This window comes from Pseudarthrobacter sp. 01T43 (assembly GCF_056398665.1).
In genome coordinates this window covers 52752-70437 of record NZ_JBFTPV010000005.1, presented here as the reverse complement: position 1 = coordinate 70437, position 17686 = coordinate 52752, and the positions used below count along the sequence as shown (strand labels likewise).

General features: G+C 67.7%; 14 protein-coding genes. 4 read left to right on the top strand and 10 right to left on the bottom strand.

What is annotated here, in order from left to right:
• Positions 1–85: 85 nt before the first annotated feature.
• From AC1DIM_RS07440 to AC1DIM_RS07415, 6 genes are all read right to left on the bottom strand, one after another.
• Positions 86–1048: a glycoside hydrolase family 43 protein gene (locus AC1DIM_RS07440; RefSeq protein ID WP_477709859.1), complete on the bottom strand. Its 963-nt coding sequence runs from the start codon at positions 1046–1048 to the stop codon at positions 86–88.
• Entirely contained in the window at positions 1048–3354 is a 2307-nt protein-coding gene (locus AC1DIM_RS07435; RefSeq protein WP_477709858.1) for a family 78 glycoside hydrolase catalytic domain, read from the bottom strand. The genes AC1DIM_RS07440 and AC1DIM_RS07435 overlap by 1 nt, the downstream gene beginning before the upstream one ends.
• A gap of 70 nt (positions 3355–3424) precedes the next feature.
• A complete protein-coding gene (locus tag AC1DIM_RS07430; RefSeq protein ID WP_477709857.1) occupies positions 3425–4435 on the bottom strand; it encodes an oligopeptide/dipeptide ABC transporter ATP-binding protein in 1011 nt (336 codons plus the stop codon).
• A complete protein-coding gene (locus AC1DIM_RS07425; protein WP_477709856.1) occupies positions 4432–6516 on the bottom strand; it encodes a dipeptide/oligopeptide/nickel ABC transporter permease/ATP-binding protein in 2085 nt (694 codons plus the stop codon). Before AC1DIM_RS07425 ends, AC1DIM_RS07430 begins: the two co-directional genes overlap by 4 nt.
• Positions 6513–7466 (bottom strand): ABC transporter permease, encoded by a 954-nt coding sequence (locus AC1DIM_RS07420; protein ID WP_477709855.1) that lies wholly within the window; start codon positions 7464–7466, stop codon positions 6513–6515. The genes AC1DIM_RS07425 and AC1DIM_RS07420 overlap by 4 nt, the downstream gene beginning before the upstream one ends.
• A gap of 59 nt (positions 7467–7525) precedes the next feature.
• A complete protein-coding gene (locus AC1DIM_RS07415) occupies positions 7526–9076 on the bottom strand; it encodes an ABC transporter substrate-binding protein (protein WP_477709854.1) in 1551 nt (516 codons plus the stop codon).
• A gap of 224 nt (positions 9077–9300) precedes the next feature.
• Between AC1DIM_RS07415 and AC1DIM_RS07410 the strand changes: the two genes are divergently transcribed.
• Positions 9301–10587, top strand: coding sequence for a glycoside hydrolase family 1 protein (locus tag AC1DIM_RS07410; RefSeq protein WP_477709853.1), 1287 nt, complete (start codon positions 9301–9303; stop codon positions 10585–10587).
• Between the two features lie 43 nt (positions 10588–10630).
• Here the strand turns inward: AC1DIM_RS07410 and AC1DIM_RS07405 are convergent, their stop codons facing one another.
• On the bottom strand, positions 10631–12637 hold the full coding sequence (locus AC1DIM_RS07405) for a vWA domain-containing protein (RefSeq protein ID WP_477709852.1): 2007 nt from the start codon (positions 12635–12637) through the stop codon (positions 10631–10633).
• Between the two features lie 22 nt (positions 12638–12659).
• Positions 12660–14048, bottom strand: coding sequence for a sigma 54-interacting transcriptional regulator (locus AC1DIM_RS07400; protein ID WP_477709851.1), 1389 nt, complete (start codon positions 14046–14048; stop codon positions 12660–12662).
• Between the two features lie 91 nt (positions 14049–14139).
• Between AC1DIM_RS07400 and AC1DIM_RS07395 the strand changes: the two genes are divergently transcribed.
• Both AC1DIM_RS07395 and AC1DIM_RS07390 read left to right on the top strand, forming a co-directional pair.
• Entirely contained in the window at positions 14140–14811 is a 672-nt protein-coding gene (locus AC1DIM_RS07395) for an MSMEG_4193 family putative phosphomutase (protein WP_477709850.1), read from the top strand.
• A gap of 31 nt (positions 14812–14842) precedes the next feature.
• Positions 14843–15544: an SCO1664 family protein gene (locus tag AC1DIM_RS07390; protein WP_477709849.1), complete on the top strand. Its 702-nt coding sequence runs from the start codon at positions 14843–14845 to the stop codon at positions 15542–15544.
• 34 nt (positions 15545–15578) lie between these two features.
• Here AC1DIM_RS07390 and AC1DIM_RS07385 read toward each other — a convergent pair whose 3' ends face one another.
• Positions 15579–16238, bottom strand: coding sequence for a cyclodeaminase/cyclohydrolase family protein (locus tag AC1DIM_RS07385; protein ID WP_477709848.1), 660 nt, complete (start codon positions 16236–16238; stop codon positions 15579–15581).
• Between the two features lie 72 nt (positions 16239–16310).
• Between AC1DIM_RS07385 and arfB the strand changes: the two genes are divergently transcribed.
• A complete protein-coding gene (arfB, locus tag AC1DIM_RS07380) occupies positions 16311–16733 on the top strand; it encodes an alternative ribosome rescue aminoacyl-tRNA hydrolase ArfB (protein ID WP_477709847.1) in 423 nt (140 codons plus the stop codon).
• Positions 16734–16741: 8 nt separating this feature from the next.
• Here arfB and AC1DIM_RS07375 read toward each other — a convergent pair whose 3' ends face one another.
• Entirely contained in the window at positions 16742–17656 is a 915-nt protein-coding gene (locus AC1DIM_RS07375; protein ID WP_477709846.1) for a LysR substrate-binding domain-containing protein, read from the bottom strand.
• Between the last annotated feature and the right edge of the window lie 30 nt (positions 17657–17686).

Below are 17686 nucleotides of genomic sequence, written 5' to 3'. Positions count from 1 at the left end.
CATCCTCCTGGGAATTTTCATTTCGCACATCGTCGCAGATCGAGACCACAGGCCGCACCTGGACATGCGCCAGGCACCCGAGTGATCACAGGATCGTGACGCTGGCCCCTGTGATTTCCACTTCGGTGAGCTGGACGCGTTCGTCGGGGGTGTTGTTCGGCCAGTGGAAAGCCAGGTAGTCCCGCCCGCTGGACGCACGAAGGACCATGCCGTGACCTCCGTTGCTGGACCATAGGGGGTCATCGTGGTGAATCCAGGGCCCCGTGATGGTTCCGGTCTCCGACTCGGCGATGCCTATCCCATACCCCGCCTCACCGTGGCTTGACCACAGCATCAGCAGTGTCCCCTCGTCGGAGCGGAGCAGGAAAGGCCCGTCGGTGAACCGGGGGTCAGGGGCCAGGTGCAGGTCCTGTGGAGGTTCGATCCCCTCAGGAAAACGCAGCGGCCGGGTCCAGCCCGCCGAGGAGGCGGCAAACAACAGGACTGGCTCGCCGACGCCGCCGCGCAGGTCCTCTGACAGGCGGAGGGCGTACATTTCGCCGTCAGCGATCCCCCGTCGGTCGGGTGTCCCTTCCGGCCCGCGGCTGTAGACAAGCCAGCGGGTGGAGTCATCGTCAGTATGGAGTGTTCCGTCGAGGCAAGGTTCATCCGCCGGTGTCACCGGCCCGTCACTCCAGGGTTCGTACGGGCCAGTGGCACGGTCCGAGACAAGGACTGCGACGCCACGGCGGCGCGCCCCGTTGGAGGCGGCGAAGGTGGCCAACATAAAGAACCGACCGTCAATTGCATGAACCTCCGGCGCCCAGAACTGCGTATCTGCCCAGAAGCCCACTGGTGGGCGGAACGCGGCGAACGGGCCATCCCACTGTTCAAGATCGTGGCTGGTGTAGCAGTCGAACCCAGTTGCGGGTCCGCCCCAGATGTTCTGGTCGCTGGTCCCGAACAAAACGAACTCGCCGGGAACCGGTTCAAGGATGAACGGGTCGCGCATCCGGATCTCTCCGAGGCGACGTTGTTGAACGGCCTCCTGCAGCCCGCCGCGGCCCATCAGCGGCTTCCCTGGTGGTCCAATTCGGCGGCCGCAAGGTAGCCCTCGAAGTGATGGATACCGCCCTGGACGGTGCGAAGCTCACCGTCCGGAAGTACGACGTCGGCCTCCACTCCCTCAGGTACCGTCGCCTCAACGTGGAGGGCGCCGTCGTCGAGCTTCCATTCCACGCGGACGGTTCCGTGCGGGGTCTGCAGCGACGTCTTGGCCCAGTCGATGCCAACGCCGGGCACCGGCGCGATCCGGACCTTGCTGTAGCCCGGTGCCAGCGGGCTGATCCCGCCGACCCCCTTGTGCAGCCAGTCCGCCACGGCGCCGAGGGCGTAGTGGTTGAAGCTGGTCATCTCGCCCTTGTTGATGGTGCCGTCCGGCAGCATGGAGTCCCAGCGTTCCCAGACAGTGGTGGCGCCCATGGTCACCGGGTACAGCCAGGAGGGGCAGCCCTCCTCCAGGAGCAGGCGGTAGGCCTCCTCGCTGTGGCCGGTACCTGTCAGGGCTCCGGTGATGAACGGGGTCCCGGCGAATCCGGTAGACACGCGGTAGTTGTTCTTCCGGACCAGCTCGGCGAGGCGTTCCCCGGCGAAGTCCACGTGCTCGGCATTGGGCAGGATCCCGAAGGCGATGGCGAGAGCATAAACGGTGGTGCAGTCGCTGTGGATGGTGCCGTCAGTGGTCACGTAATGCTCCAGGTACGAGGTCTGCACCCGTGCCGCCAACTGCTCGAAGTACTCGGCGTCGTCCTGGTGTCCCAGCAGCCGGGCGGTGCGGGCCGTGATCGAGGCGGTGCGGAACATGCACGTCGTGGCCACCACGCCGGTGTCCGCCTTCGCATCCCACGGCTTGTCCGGATCGGCGTCCGGGTCCAGCCAGTCACCGAACTGGAAGCCCGTGTCCCAGAGCCCGGCGGGAGACAGCAGGCCCTCCACCCGGCGGGTGTGCGAGGTCATGGATTCGTACTGGTTCTTCAGGACGCTGTCATCGCCGTACGCTTCCCACAGCGCCCACGGCACCCAGACGGAGGCCTCGCTCCACAGCGCGGAGGATTCCGGTTTCGGGAATTCGGGCGGCTGCGGACAGTACTTCAGCGCGTCCGGGACGGTGATGGGCACCAGGCCGTCCGCCGCCTTCTGCTCGGCCGCGAGGTCCAGGAGCCAGTCCTGCAGGAAGCCCTTGACGTCGTAGAGGAACGCCGCGGCGGGCGCGAAGACGGCGATATCACCGGTCCAGCCGAGCCGCTCGTCCCGCTGCGGGCAGTCCGTGGGGAGGTCCAGGAAGTTGCCCCGCAGGCCCCAGACGATGTTGCGGTGCAGCTGGTTGACGAGTTCGTTGGAGCACTCGAAGGTGCCGGTGCGCTCCAGTTCGGAGTGGACCACCACGGCTTCCAGCGAGTCCTCGGTGAGTGTGCCGGGCCAGCCGGTGATCTCTGCGTAGCGGAAGCCATGGAACGTCTTGGTGGGCTCGAAGAAGTCCTCGCGGCCCGACAGGATGAACGTGTCCGTGACCTTGGCGGAGCGGAGCGGGCGGACCCCGAGTTCGCCGTCTTCCAGCACTTCCGCATGCCGGACCGTGATGGTCTCCCCCGCCGCGCCCTGGACGGTGAACCGCAGCCAGCCCACCAGGTTCTGGCCGAAGTCGACCAGCGTCTTGCCTGCTGGGGATGTGGAGATTTTCACGGGGCGTACGACGCCGGCGCGCACCACGGGCGGGCCCACCGGCTCGGCCAGCCGGCCGGCGTCGAACTCCAGAGTGTGCACGCCCGTCCAGGCACCCTCGGACGCAACGGCGTCGAAGTTCGGCTCCGCCCAGCCGGGCTGGTTGCGGCGGGCGTCGATAGTCTGCCCGTCGTAGAGGTCGTTCGCGGTGGTGGCGGACGGGCCGGACTGCCAGGTGCTGTCGGAGGCGACGGACTGCAGGTAACCGTCCGCGAACTCGACGTCCAGCTGCCCGAAGAACCCCAACTCACTGCCGTAGAGGTTGGACATGCCGTGCCAGGCCAGCCGCCCCCGGTACCAGCCGTTCCCCAAGGACACCCCGATAACGGTGGAGGGTCCCAGCAGCGACGTCACGTCATAACTGCGCCAGCGGAGGCGCCACTCGTAGGAGCTCCAGCCCGGGCTGAGCACGTCGTCGCCCACGGGAACGCCGTTGATGAAGGCCTCGTAGACGCCGAATGCGGTGGCGTGGAGCGTCGCCTGGGCCACGGGGCCGTGGCCTTCTGCCAGCTGGAATTCCTTGCGCAGGAGCGGGGCGCCGTCGAAGTCTTCATCGGGGGTGATCATGGCTGCTTGCCAGGGTGCCAGGGGCATGGGGTGGTGTTCCGTTCTGCTGGGCCGTCAGGAGGTGACGGAGGGAAAGGTCAGGGGTGCGTGAAAGGGGTCAGGAAGCGTAGTGGCAGGCAACCTCGGATGCGCCCACCAGCCGCAGCGCCGGGCGTTCGTCGCGGCAGAGATCCGTGGCCAGGGGGCAGCGGAGCCTGAAGGGGCACCCGCCGGGACCGGGGGTGGCGGCCGCTCCGGTCCGGACGCCGAGGGACTCGCGGGCCTGGCGGCGTGCGGCCTGTTCGGCGGGCCGTGGCACCGGGGACGCTGCCACGAGCGCTTGTGTGAACGGGTGCTTGGGGTCTTCTGTGACGGCGGCGGCCGGTCCGCTTTCCATCACCTGCCCGCGGTAGAGGACCACCACGCGCTGGGCCAGGAACTGGACCACGGCGATGTCGTGGGCGATGAACAGGTAGCCCAGGCCGCGCTCGTCCCGGAGGTCGGCCAGGAGGTTCAGCACCTGGGCCTGGGTGGAGAGGTCCAGGGCGCTCACGGCTTCGTCGCAGACCACGAGGGTGGGGTCGCAGATGAGGGCACGGGCCACGGAGATGCGCTGGCGCTGGCCGCCCGAGAACTGGCTCGGGTACCGGTCCACGGCTTCGCGGGGCAGGCCCACGCGTTCCAGCATGTCCTCGGCGCGCTGCCGGGCCTCGGCCGCGTCCACGCCGCGGAGCCGGAGCGGTTCCGCCAGCGAGGAGCCCACGGTGTTCCGCGGGTTCAGCGACGAGTTGGGGTCCTGGAAGACGGCCCGCAGCTCCCCGCCCAGGGCCCGGCGCTGGGAGGCGACGGCCGAAGTGATGTCCTTGCCCTGGTAGGTGATGGACCCGCCGGAAACCTTCTGCAGGCCCAGGATCGCTTTGCCGATGGTCGACTTGCCCGAGCCGGACTCCCCCACCAGCCCCACGGTTTCGCCGGCGGCGATGCTGAAGCTCACGCCGTCGACGGCGGCGGGAGCCGCGGTTGCCTTACGGCTCCGGCCGTAGCGGACCACCAGGTCCTTGACCTCCAGCAGGGGCTGGACGGGAGCGGGCCGCGATGATTCGGGGCGGACCGAGGTTGCGGTGCTCATGCGTGATCCTTTTCAACAGTCCGGGTTTTAACAGTCCGGGTTTCAGACAGGGTCAATACGTGGCGGGCGGGGACGTCCGTTGGCACCCAGTCCAGGCCTTCGACGGCGAGTTCGTCGGCTTTGACGCAGCGCACCACGCCGTCGCCCGTTCCCGAGGTAAGCAGCGGAACGGGGACCATGCAGGCGGAGCCGGCGAACTGGCAGCGGGCAGCGAACCGGCACGGGCTTGGCCAGTCCTTGGGCTGCGGAACCTGGCCGGTGATGGTGGCCAGCCGTTCGGGCATGTCCGAGGCGTGGTTGGCGTGCGGGTCCGCGGCCAGCAGGGCAAGCGTGTAGGGGTGGCGGGGGTTGTCCAGGATGCTGTCCGTCCTGCCGTTCTCCACCACCTGACCCGCGTACATGACGGCCACCTGGTCGCAGAGGTCGGCCACCACGCCGAGGTCGTGGGTGACCATGACCACGGACATTCCGGTGTCCTTCACCAGGCTGCGCAGCAGCGAGAGGATCTCGGCCTGCACGGTGACGTCCAGCGCGGTGGTGGGTTCGTCTGCCACGAGCAGGCGGGGCCGTCCGGAGAGCGCCAGGGCGATGGCCACGCGCTGGGCCATGCCGCCGCTGATCTGGTGCGGGTAGGTCTTGAGGATGCGCGCGGCGTCCACGATGCCCACCTTTTCCAGCAGGCCCAGGGCTTCGGCCTTCGCTTCGGCCTTGCCCGTCCTGCGGAGCCGGCGGATGGCGGCGGTGAGCTGGTAGCCCACCGTGAACATGGGGTCCAGGGCGCGCATGGGCTCCTGCGAGATGAGCGCCACCTCGCGCCCGCGGATGCCTTCCATGTCCTTCTCGGTGGCCGCGGCCAGGTTCGTCCCGTTCCAGAGGATCTGCCCTTCAGCCACGGAAACTCCGGAGGGCAGCAGTCCCAGCAGCGAGAGCGCCGTCATGGTCTTGCCGCAACCGGACTCGCCCACCAGGCCCAGGACCATGCCGGCTTCGACGTCGAAGGAGACGTCCGTGACCAGGCGGACCCCGTTCTCCACGCCTACGGAAAGGTTCCGGACGCTAAGCGTGTCCTTCACTGCGTCTTTCGGAGCCGGCGCAGCTGCCGCGATCGCGGCGACGGATTTTGCCCGCTGGCGCCGGGCGGCGGCCGAGGGCAGGTGCGAGGCAGTGGCGTTGGGTGCCTTGCCGAGGGCGTTGCCGATCGCATTGGCGGCCAGGACTGTCAGCGCCAGCACGGCACCGGTGGGAACCATCAGCCAGGGGGCGTCGTAGACGTGCTGCGAGGCACCCTGGATCATGCCGCCCCAGCTGGGTTCGGGAAGGGGCGGCCCGAAGCCGATGAACGCCAGGCCGGCCTGGATGAGCATGCCGACGGCGAAGATCAGGGCGGCCTGGACCACGATGGTGTTGGTCAGGCCGGGCAGCACGTGGCGCAGGCTGATGCCCGGCATGCCCATGCCGTCCACCTTGGCGGCGTCCACGTAAAGCTGGGATTGCAGGGACTTCGCCTGGCCCAGCATCACGCGGTAGATTCCCGCCGAGATCAGCACGCCCAGGATTCCCATGACCAGCGGGATGTTGGTTCCCACGGCGCCGATGACGGCCAGGATGATCACCGTGCCGGGCAGGGACATCATGATTTCGGTGACGCGGCTGATGACGTTCTCCGCGCGTTCCCTGGCGGCCGCCGCGAGCATCGCCAGGAGGGTGCCGAGGCCGACGGCGACAATCACCGTGATCATGGACGTCCCCAGTGTGCCGGCTGCGGAAGCGAAGATGCGGCTCAGGAGGTCCCGGCCCAGCTCGTCGGTGCCGAGCCAGTGGGCGGCAGTGGGTCCGGACAGGACGGCGGTGAAGTCCTGGTCCTCGGTCTTGAAGGGCAGCCACAGCGGCGCGGTCAGGGATGCGGCCACCAGCGCGGCCAGCCAGATGACGCCGGCGATGCTCGCCGGTGAGCCGAACAGCTTGCTGCCGGAGAATTTCTTCACCGCGCCTTGGCGCGGGGCCGCGGGAAGGACGGCAGCCGCCGTCGTACTTGCTGTCTGGTCCGCGTCCGCGGGGGCGGGGGCAACGTTGGGGATCATGAGGCACGCAACTTCGGGTCGAGGAACTTGGTGGCGAGTTCGAGCACCAGGTTCACGGCGACCACCACAACGGTGGCGATCACCACCACGCCCTGGACGGACGGGGCGTCATGGGTGCTGACGGAGTTCTGGACGGCCTGGCCCAGGCCCGGCATGGCGAACAATTGCTCGGCGATGACGGAGCCGCCGAAAAGCTGGATGAATTGCAGCGCGATGGCGGCCACGATCGGGAGGCTGGCATAGCGCAGGGCATGGACGTACAGGATTTTCCAGGTGGGTGTGGCGGTGGCCCGGAGGGTACGGATGTGCTCTTGCTGGAGCGCCTCGAGCATGGAGGCTCTGGTCTGGCGGGCAATGAAGGCCCCGCCGCCCACGGCCAGGGTGATCACCGGCAGCGCGAGGGACAACGCCCAGTCCTGCGGGGAGTCCTCGAACGGAACATAGCCGGTGGCGGGAAAGACGGAGGACTGCACGGCCAGGAGATAGACGAAGATGATGCCGATCCAGAACGACGGGAGGGCTACGGCCATGCCCGCAACGCCGCCGATGACGCGGTCAACCAGGCCGCCCCGGACAGCCGCTGTGACGCCCAGTGCGATGCCGAGGATTCCGCTGAGCAGGGTGGCACCGGCAGCGAGTGACGCCGTGACGGGAAGCCTGCTGGCGAGGTCCGCGCTCACCGAGCGTCCGTCGATGAGGGAGATTCCGAGGTCACCCTGGACTGCGCCACCGAGCCAGCTGAAGAACTGGACCAGGAGCGGGTCAGTCCAGCCAAGCCGCCGGTTGACCTCATCGATCGCGTCCTGGGAGGCGCCGGCGCCGAGGGAAACGGCTCCGGGGCTGCCGGGCATTGCGTGCACCAGCAGGAATGCCAGCACCGCAACCACCAGCACGGTGGCCAGCGCCATGAGCAGGCGCTTGGTGATGAATAGTGCCATGGTGACCTCCATCGGTCAGAGCTTTCCGGGCGGCCGTCCCTCGGGGCGGCCGCCCGGAGAGTTCGGGGGTATTAGCTGGCCGGCTTGTAGGACGAGAGGAGCGGGTAGGCGTTGGTGCCGGCGAACGTCACCGGGGCAACCTTTTTGGTGTTGTATCCCTGGTTGGTGAGCGCCTCATACAGCGGGATCATCCAGCCGGACTCCACGAGCCGGGTGTTCAGCTTCGTGGCCGCGGCCTTGACGGCGGCGTCGTCCTTGGCGGCTGCCAGCTCGCCCGTGGCTGCGGTCAACTTCTCATCAGTGGCCTTCTGCACATTGGTGAAGCCGTTCAGGATGGCTCCGTACATCACGCCCACGGGGTTGTCCCAGTTCAGCGGCGCGTAGCCCAGAGGCGTGGTGGCCACGGCGGCGAAGGCTTCATCCGTGGAGGAGGCCATCTTCACGTTCATGGTGATTCCGACGGCGGCGAGGTCCTTCTGGACTGCCTGCAGGTCCGTCTGGGTCTGGGCGCTGGCAATGATGGTGAACTCAAAACCGTTCGGGTAACCGGCTTCCGCCAGCAGGCTCTTGGCCTTGTCCGGGTTGTAGGCGAACGTGGTTTCAATGTCCTTGGTGAAGCCTGCGGAATCCTTGGGCAGGGCGTTCCACGCGGGGATGTCACCCTTATGCAGCGCGTCCACCAGGGCCTGGCGGTTGATGGCGTACTGGATGGCCTGCCGGACCTTCTCCTCCGCGAACGCGGGGGCGGTCTTGCCGATCTTGTCGAAGGAGATCATGGTGTTGACGGTGCCGCCGATCTGGGACACACCCACGCCCTTGGACTTAGCGAAGTCAACGGTGTTCGAGGTCAGCATGGCGACGTCGGCCTGGCCCGAAACCAGGGCGTTCGCCCGGGCCTGCGGGTCCTGGACCACGCTGAAGATGACCTTATCGAAGGTGTACTTCGTGGCTTCCGGGCTCTTGCTGTTCTTCACCAGGACGTATTTGTTGCCCTTCACCGTGCTGGGATCCAGCGTGTAGGGACCGGATCCGTCCGGGGTGGCGGCGAGGCTGGCCGTGTCAGTGACGCCGTTCTTGCCCACAATCATGCCGGTGGTGGAGGCCAGGTTCTTCTCGAAGCCGGGCTGGGGCTTGGTGAAGGTCAAAGCCACCTGGGTGGGGCTGACCACGTCAACGGAGGCGATTTCCTGGGCGCCGCCCTTGGCTACGGCGGAGTAGGCGCTGAGGGCAGTATCGGACCGGCGGTCGAGGTTTGCCTTGACGAGTTCGGCGTCGAGCTTTGACCCGTCCGTGAACGTCACACCGTCCTTGAGCGTCAGCGTCAGGACGGTGTTGTCGGCGTTGTAGCTGAACTCCTTGGCCAGGCCCGGGGCTGCCGAGCCGTCCGGCTGCAGCGTCATTAGGCTCTCGTAGAGGCCCTCGAAGAACTGCCGCTGCGCAGCTGAGACGCGCAGCGGGTCAAAGCCGAACGATGCCGAGTCGCTGTCGACGGCGAGGGTCAGGGAGCTGGTGTCGGCTTTGGCGGTGGCCTGGCTGGAGCCGCCGCAGGCGGTCAGTGATCCCAGCAGGAGCGCGCCGGCCAGAACGGCGGAGCTCGCACGGGCGGTGGAGTTCAGTTTCATGTGGTGCGCCTTTGCATTCCGAGGTGACAACGAAGAGTGAAGAGTTCGGGGCCGGGCTGGTGGCCGGCTCCCCTCCAGCATCGGCCGGGGACGTTTGGCGCTCACATGAGAATGTCATTGATTGAAAAGGTATTGTGTCCCCGGTCACGCGGCAGGAAAGGATTGAAAGCCAGGGCAGAGAGGCCCCCTGCGCTGTTCTTAAGCGCTGAACCGAAAGGAACCACATGACCACCGCAACACCATTCCCGCAGGACTTCCTCTGGGGCGTCGCCAGCGCCGGGCACCAGGTGGAGGGAAACAACGTCAACAGCGACACGTGGTTCCTCGAGCACCTCCCGGGCAGCATGTTTTCCGAGCCGTCGGGTGACGCCGTGGACCACTACCACCGCTACCGCGAGGACATCGCCCTCATTGCCCGCCTCGGTTTCACCACCTACCGCTTTTCCGTCGAGTGGGCCCGGATCGAACCGGAGGAAGGCCACTTCTCACGGGCCGAACTGGACCACTACCGGCGCATGCTGGTGGCCTGCCACGAGCACGGCCTCACCCCGGTGGTCACCTTCCACCACTTCACGTCACCGCGCTGGCTCCTCGCCGTGGGCGGGTGGGAAGGCCCCCGAACCGCGGAGCTCTTTGCCCGCTACTGCGACCGCGTCATGGCACACCTGGGCGACCTTATTGGCGTTGCCTGCACCCTGAATGAGCCCAACCTGCCGTGGCTGCTGGAGTCCTTCGGGATCGGCGGCGTGGCACCGGAGAACCGCGGCTCAGTGCCGGTGTGGGCCGCGGCCGCGGAACGCCTCGGTGTGGACGCCAGCACGGTGGCGCCGTTCCAGTTTTGCTCCACGGAGGCCGGGTTCGCCGTGAAGCTGGCGGCACACCGCGCCGCCACCGCTGCGATTAAAGCCCGGCGGCCGGAGCTTCCGGTGGGCTGGACGCTCGCCAACTCGGACATCCAGTCGATTGCCGGCGGCGAGGAACTTGCCGGCCGGGTGCGCCGCGACGTCAACGAACGCTTTCTGGAAGCGTCCCGCGGTGACGACTTTGTGGGCATTCAAACCTACGGCCGCACCGTGTACGGCCCGAACGGCCATGCCCCGGCGCCTGAGGGTGTGCCCACCAACCAGATGGGTGAGGAGATCTACCCGCAGGCCCTCGAGGCGACCATCCGGGAAGCTGCCAGGATTGCCGGGATTCCTGTCATCGTGACGGAGAACGGCCTGGCTACCGAGGACGATGCGCAGCGGGTGGACTACCTGCGAGCGGCAGTGGACTGCGTCGCCTCCTGCCTGGCGGACGGCATCGACGTCCGCGGCTACATCGCCTGGACTGCCTTCGACAACTACGAGTGGGTGTTCGGCTACCGTCCGAAGTTCGGCCTCATCGCGGTGGACCGCGAGACCCAGGAAAGGACACCCAAGGAGAGCGCCCACTGGCTTGGCCGGCAGGCACAGGCGTACGCAGCCGAGGTAGACGATGCCGCGGTGAGCAAGGCACCCCAACCCGCCTGACCGCCGTCGGGCATTCAGCGGGGTGGAAGCCGGCCCGGAAGCGCTAGGAGACCCAGTCGGCGTCGCCGTAGGGGCGGTCGCGGAAATGGGCCCTGAGGTATTCGCCCACGACGGCGGCGCCGAGATCCCCGGCTTCGGGCGCAACCACGCGGCCGTCCACCCGGCGGGCCATCCGCTGGACGAAGCGCTCGAGCCCCGGGTCATCACCGAGGCGGAAGAAGGTGGTTTGTGTGCCGGCACGGCCAAGGCGGTCGAGTTCGGCGATGGTGACGCGGATGGTCTCGGGGTCGGGCGGATAGTCGAACCATGAGTCTCCGTCCGGAAGCAGGTGCGCGGTTGGCTCACCGTCGGTGACCACCAGGAGGACGTGCTGCATCGAGGGGTGCCGGCGGAAGAAACGGTTGGCCAGCAGCAGGCCGTGATGCAGGTTTGTTCCCTGCTCCCGCTGCGACGCCAGCGCAGTGAGCTCGCCGATATCCCGGTTCTGGGCGTAGCGCCCGAAGGTGACAAGCTGCAGCTTGTCCCCCCGGAACCGGCTTGAAACCAGGTGGTGCAGGGCAAGCGCGGTCCGTTTCATGGGCACCCAGCGCCCCTCGGCCGCCATCGAGAACGACACATCCACCAAAAGAACGACGGCGGCCTGGGTGCGTGCCTCTGTCTCCGCCACCTCGATGTCCGCCGCGCTGAGCCGTAATCCGCTGCCCGGGTCGCCGCCGTCGGCCATGGTCCGGCGGATCGCGTTGGTGATGGTGCGGGTGACGTCCCAGGGCTCCGCGTCCCCGAACTCCCACTGCCGGCTGGAACCGGTCTGCTCGCCGGCGGCGCCGGCCACCCGGGTGTCGCGGCGCCCCTGCCTCCCGGAGAGCTGCTTGGCGGTGTCCCGCAGCAGGGACCTGCCGAGCCGCCGCATCGCCTGCGGGGACAACCGGAGGTCACCGTCGGTCCCGCGCCGCAAATAGCCGCCGTCCTGCATGGCCCGCTCGATGTCGGCCAGGGTGCGGGCTGTTACGGCGGCGTTCTGCCCGAGCTGCCGCGCGAGGGCATCCAGGTCCAGGTCGTCCAGATGTGATCCGTTGTAGGACTGGGAGAGCTGTTCCGACAGCTCGTCGAGCTCGGCGATGTCCTGGAGCACGCCCGTGCCGTCACCCAGGCCGAGGCCTTCCTGTCCGTCGAACCGTTCGGAGCCGGTCCAGTCTTCGCCGGGGCGCAGGGCCCGCAGGCTGTCGTCGAGTTGGTCCAGCTGCGCCATGAGTTCGGGTGAGCCGAACGCCTGGGCGGACAGGCGCATCAGCTCCTCCCGCTGCTCGGCGGACATCGACTGCATGAGCCGCTGGGCCGCAGCCGCCCGCTGGGCGAGGGCATCGATCAGCTCTTCGACAGACTGCGGATCCTCCGGGAAGAACTGGCCGTGCTTGGCCATGAAGTCCTGAAAGTCAGCGTCGGTGTCCTCGCCGCGGCGGTGTTTGCCGAGCAACCCGTTAAGGTCCTGCAGCATCTCCTTGACGGCCGCCCGGTCCTCCTCCGTTGCGCCCTCGAGTGCCTGCTTCATGCCGGCAAAGCGCTGGTCCAGGACCTCGCGGCCCAGCAGATCCTTGATCGCTTCGTAGGCTTCGCGCGCGGTGCTGGACTGCCAGTCGTAGGCGGCAAGCTCGTTGACAGCCGCGGCCGTGGACTGCGGCAGGTTTTGCAGCTGCATTTCCCGGAAGGCGCGGTCGGTGTTGTCCATCATGGCGTCGCGGGCCAGTTGCTTGCGCTCCTCCAGCACCGCGGTGTCCAGCAGCTTTTTGACCTCGTTGAAGGTGCCGTCCAGCTTGTGCCGGCCCAGCAGGTCTTTGCGGCGCTGCTGAACCCGCCTGGCGAGGTCGTCCAGCCCCTCCCTGTTCCGGCCGCCGCGGCGAAGGTACTCCTGCAGGGCGTGCCGGGGCGAGTACCCGTCCATGACGTCCTCGGCGATTGCGTCGAGGGCCTCGGCCAGGTCCACCGGAGGCGCAAGCGGGTCCGGCCCTCCCGCGTACCGGCCGTATTTGGAGGATCGGTGGTGAAGGCTCATGGTTCGCCTCTCTCCGGATTCGCTAGCCGTAGATGGTTTCCTCGTCGTCGGACTCCTTCGAGATCCGTCGGGCGAGGTAAAGGCCTTCGAGGGCAAGTTCGATGGCGGCGGCGCGCTGACCGTCATTTTGTGCGCCCAGCCTGCCGCTGATCTCGTCGTAAAGGGCTGATCCGTTGAGGGACGGCAGGTTTTCGAGGAACTCGCGGGCAGTGACCTGGTCTCCGGTGGTGACAGTCCGGTGCCCGTCGAGTGCGGCCACAAGCGGTCCAAGGTCCAGGCCCTGGAAGTGCGCCCGCACCGCCTCAGCGGTGGCCGTGCGCAGCAGGTGGTCCAGGACTGCCTCCTCGCGGCCTTCCTCCCCGGATTCGAATTCGATCTTTCCGGTGAGGACTTCGACGGCGGTATCCAGGTCGATGATCCGCGCCACGGCCTGCTCCTCCCCGCGCACGCTGGCCCGGCGCAGGGCCGCGGCGGCAACCGTTTCGGCTCCTGCGATGGCGAACCGTGCCGAGACGCCCGAGGTCTGGTTGACGGCCGGCGACAACCTCAGCGCCCGGGTGTACCGGGCCAGTATTTCGAGGATGACGGGCGGGACGTCGGCCACGAGCCGGCCCTCCTGCCGGATCACCGAGACCTCGTCCTCCAGCTCCAAGGGGTAGTGGGTGCGGATCTCTGCGCCGAAGCGGTCCTTGAGGGGCGTGATGATCCGGCCGCGGTTGGTGTAGTCCTCCGGGTTCGCGGACGCGACCACCAGCACGTCGAGCGGCAGCCGCAGCACGTAGCCGCGGATTTGGATGTCCCGCTCCTCCATCACGTTCAGCATCGATACCTGGATCCGCTCGGCGAGGTCCGGCAGTTCGTTGATGGCGACGATGCCGCGGTTGGAGCGCGGGATGAGGCCGTAGTGGATGGTTTCCGGGTCCCCGAGCCGGCGGCCCTCGGCCACACGCATGGGATCGACGTCGCCGATGAGGTCGGCAACGGAGGTGTCCGGCGTCGCCAGCTTCTCGACGTAACGCTCCGAGCGGTGGCGCCACGCCACCCGCAGGCGGTCCCCTTCGGTGAGGACCTGGGCGCGGGACTGCTCGGTGATCGGTTCGTACGGGTGTTCGTTCAGCTCGGATCCTTCGATCACCGGCGACCACTCGTCAAGCAGGCCTGCCAGGGTGCGCAGGAGCCGGGTCTTGCCCTGCCCACGTTCACCGAGCAGGACGACGTCGTGCCCGGCGATCAGGGCGCGCTCCAGTTGGGGCAGCACAGTCCGGCCAAACCCGAAGATCCCCGGCCAGGGGTCGCTGCCTGCGGCGAGCGCAGCCAGCAGGTTGTCACGGATTTCGAGGCGCAGGTCCTTGCGGACATGGCCGGCGGCACGCAACTCACCAACGGTGAAGATATCGGGGCGATCACTCACCCCTCTACGGTAGACCCCGAACCAGCCGGGAATCGAGCAGTTCACGACAATTCCTGCCCGGGGCAGCCGGTGAACGATACGCTGGATCCTGATGATCACATCGACTCCCCCGGGACAATCGGTAGCGGCGCCGGAACCACCAGGCACGCTCCTGCTCCTGGTGCGGCACGGCGAGACGCCAACCACCGGCATGGTGCTGCCGGGCCGGGCCCCCGGCCTGCACCTGTCCGACCGGGGCCGCGACCAGGCCGAACGCGTGGCGGAACGCCTCGCCGGCCTGCCCATTGACGGCCTCTATTCCTCCCCGCTGGAACGCGCCCGCGAGACGGCCGAACCGACGGCCGCCCGCAGCGGGCTGGACATGCACGAACATGCAGGCCTGATCGAGTGCGACTTCGGCGACTGGACGGGCGCCGCGCTCGCGGAACTCGTGGGGTTGCCGGAATGGCAGACCGTCCAGCACAGCCCCTCGGCGTTCCGCTTCCCGAACGGTGAGAGCTTCGTACAGATGCAGGCACGCATGGTGGAAACGCTCGAGGCGCTGTGCACTACCCACCTAGGGGGCGTCGTCGTATGTTATTCCCACGCCGACCCCATCAAGGCAGCCCTCGCCCACGCCCTGGGCACGCACCTGGACCTGTTCCAGCGGATTCTCATCAGCCCCGGTTCCGTGTCGGCCATCTCCTACTTGGAGGGCCGGGCACCGGCGGTGCTGATGGTGAATTCCACCGCAGAACCGCTGAGTGGACTGAGGGCGCCGTGAAGGTGGGACCCACGGGCAAAGGGGGCGGCTGGTGCCCGGCAGGGAGCTGACCTTACTGAGCGAAGGCCGGGTGAAGCTGCTCGGACGCATCCTCCGCAGCAGCAACGAGACGTTCCTCGTCCGGGTCTCCAACGGGGCCGACTCCGCACAAGCGGTCTACAAGCCCGAAGCCGGCGAACGCCCGTTGTCCGATTTCCTGCCAGGGCTGTTTCGCCGGGAACGTGCGGCCTACCTGCTCAGTGAGTACCTGAGGTGGGGGCTGGTGCCGACGACGGTAATCCGCGAGGACGCCCCTCTCGGCATCGGGTCGCTGCAGTGGTTCGTCGAATGCGACTTCCGGGAGCACTACTTCACCCTGTACGCCGACGCACCCGAGACCCACCGTTTCCTGTCCCGGATCGCCCTGTTCGACTACATCACCAACAACACCGACCGGAAGAGCGGGCACGTGCTCCGCGGCGACGACGGGCGGATCTGGGGCATCGACCACGGGCTGTGCTTCGCCGCGCCCTTCAAGCTGCGGACCGTCATCTGGGACTTCGCCGGAGAACCGATCCCCGGCGCCCTGCTCGAGGACATCATCCCGCTCGCCGAGGCCGTACCCCCCGAGGTGGCCGAACTCCTCGACGACGCCGAGGTTGCAGCACTCCAGCGCCGCGTCCGGCGGGTACTGCACGACGGCGTGCTGCCGGTGGACCATACCGGCATGCGGTATCCGTGGCCGCTGGTGTGAGGCGCGCTGCACCGGGCGCTACGGAAGCCAGAGTTCACCCGGCGTCGGTCGGTGCGGCGCGGTGATCAATCCCGGCGGTCAGTGTGTCGATCCGCTCAAGTGCGGCGGTGAGCCGCTCGACTGTTTCCCACAGCGCTGGATGCTGTTCACGGACCTGTTCGAGCGTCCCGCCCGCGGACGTGAGCGCGGCGAGATCGAAACTCACGTTGGTACGCGCCCCCGTCACCGCTGCCCTGAGGGCACCGAACGCGACAACGACGTCCGCTATGAGCGCCGGGTTGCCGTTGGCCGCCAGCCAGCCCAAATCCCCTGTGGCAGCAATGGCCTGATCGCCGAGCACGGCGGATGCTTTGGCTGCATGGACGGATGCCCGGTGGATGGCGTCCTCGCGCTCCGGTCCACGCTCCAGACGGAACGCGGCGCCGAAAGCTTTGGATGCCGAGGCATCATCGTCGGCAAGGCGGAGCGCGGCCTCGCGGAGCGAACGTACCCGCTCCTGGATAGCGTCGAGCTCCGTCCGCTTGTGCGGGTCAGGTTCGGTGTAGCCGGCAACCATCGAGGCCAGTGACGCGGCGATGGCGAGCATGACTCCCGTCCCCGCGCCACCGCCAGGCGAACCGGTCGGCTCCGCCAACGCCCGCGTCCAAGCCTCCACCGTCGAGCGTTGAGTAGTCACTGCTTCAGCATCATCCATACCACCAGTTTGCATGCTCAGTGATCTCAAGCCCGGGTGAGGGACTGTGACATTTTGTGCAAGGCTGGTGGCATGGATCTGGAGGTGTCGCCTGCGCTCACCATTCCCGCGACGGAGCTGGGCTGGCGGTTCTCGCGCTCTTCGGGTCCGGGCGGCCAGCACGTCAACACCACGGACAGCCGGGTGGAGCTTTCATGGAACATTGGTGATTCGGCGGTGCTGTCCGAAAGCCAGCGGCTGATGCTGCTGACGCGCCTCGGACCACGCCCGATCGCCGGTGTGGTCACGGTGACTGCTTCTGAGCAGCGTTCCCAGCTGCGCAACCGCGAGATCGCGTTGGCTAAACTGGCGGACATCGTGGGGGCTGCCCTTGCCCCGGAGGCTCCCCGGCGCCGGCCCACCAAACCCACCCGGGGCTCCAAACACCGGCACCTCGCCGCCAAGCAACAGCGGTCAGCAACGAAACAGCAGCGACGGCGTCCCACGGCCGAGTAGCGCAGGTTTCATCCCGCCGGGGCTGCTTCTGCCGGTCCTTCCCAGACCTGTTCTGCAAGCGCGAGGACCAGGCCGAGCGCCGGGTTGTCCGAGGCTTCCCGCCAGGCCATCCGTAGGTAGACCGGCAGGGTCTCGTCGAGCACGCGCAGGAAGTGCACATGGGGGTCGGTCACGTTCTCGGCCACGGTGGAAACAGTCAGGGAGCACCCCACTTCCGCTCCCACCAGGGCCATGGCTGTCCATGAATCCGGGGCCCGTTGGACGATGTCGGGATCGAAGCCGGCTCCCAGGCTGAGCCTGCGCAGCCGGTCGCCGAGGACAGAGCCCTCATGCGGGGGCAGCGCCACGAACGGCTCGCCGGCAAGTTCCGCCAGGTGCACTTCCTCCTGCGAGGCGAGCCGGTGGGATGCCGGCACGGCCATGACCAGGTGTTCCTGCACAATGATGCGGGACTTGACGCCTGCCGGCACAAAATCCCACCGGCCAAGGCTGATGTCCACCTCGCCACGGAGCACCCGGGCCAGGGCGGGCAGGGCGAAGTCCTGGCTGTTCAGCCGGAATTCTATGCCCGGGTGGGTCCTCCTGACTTCCCGGGCAAGGACTCCCACCAGCACGTGGGTGGAGGCACCGGCATAGGCGAGCTTGACGGTTCCCGCTTCCCCGCGGTCGGCAGCAAGAACGCTGGACTTGGCACTGTCCACGGCGGCAAGGATCTCGCGGGCCGGCGTCATGAGGGCCGCTCCCGCCGCGGTCAACTGAACGCTGCGGGTGCTGCGGATAAACAGGTCAGCATCGAGGTCCCGCTCCAACTGCCGCACAGTTCGGCTCACCGGCGGCTGTGCAAGGTGGGGCCGTTCCGCCGCACGGCCGAAATGCAGCTCCTCTGCTACGGCCAGAAACCCTCGCAGTTGCTGGATCTCCATAGCTACGTACTTTCACAGATTGCAATAATC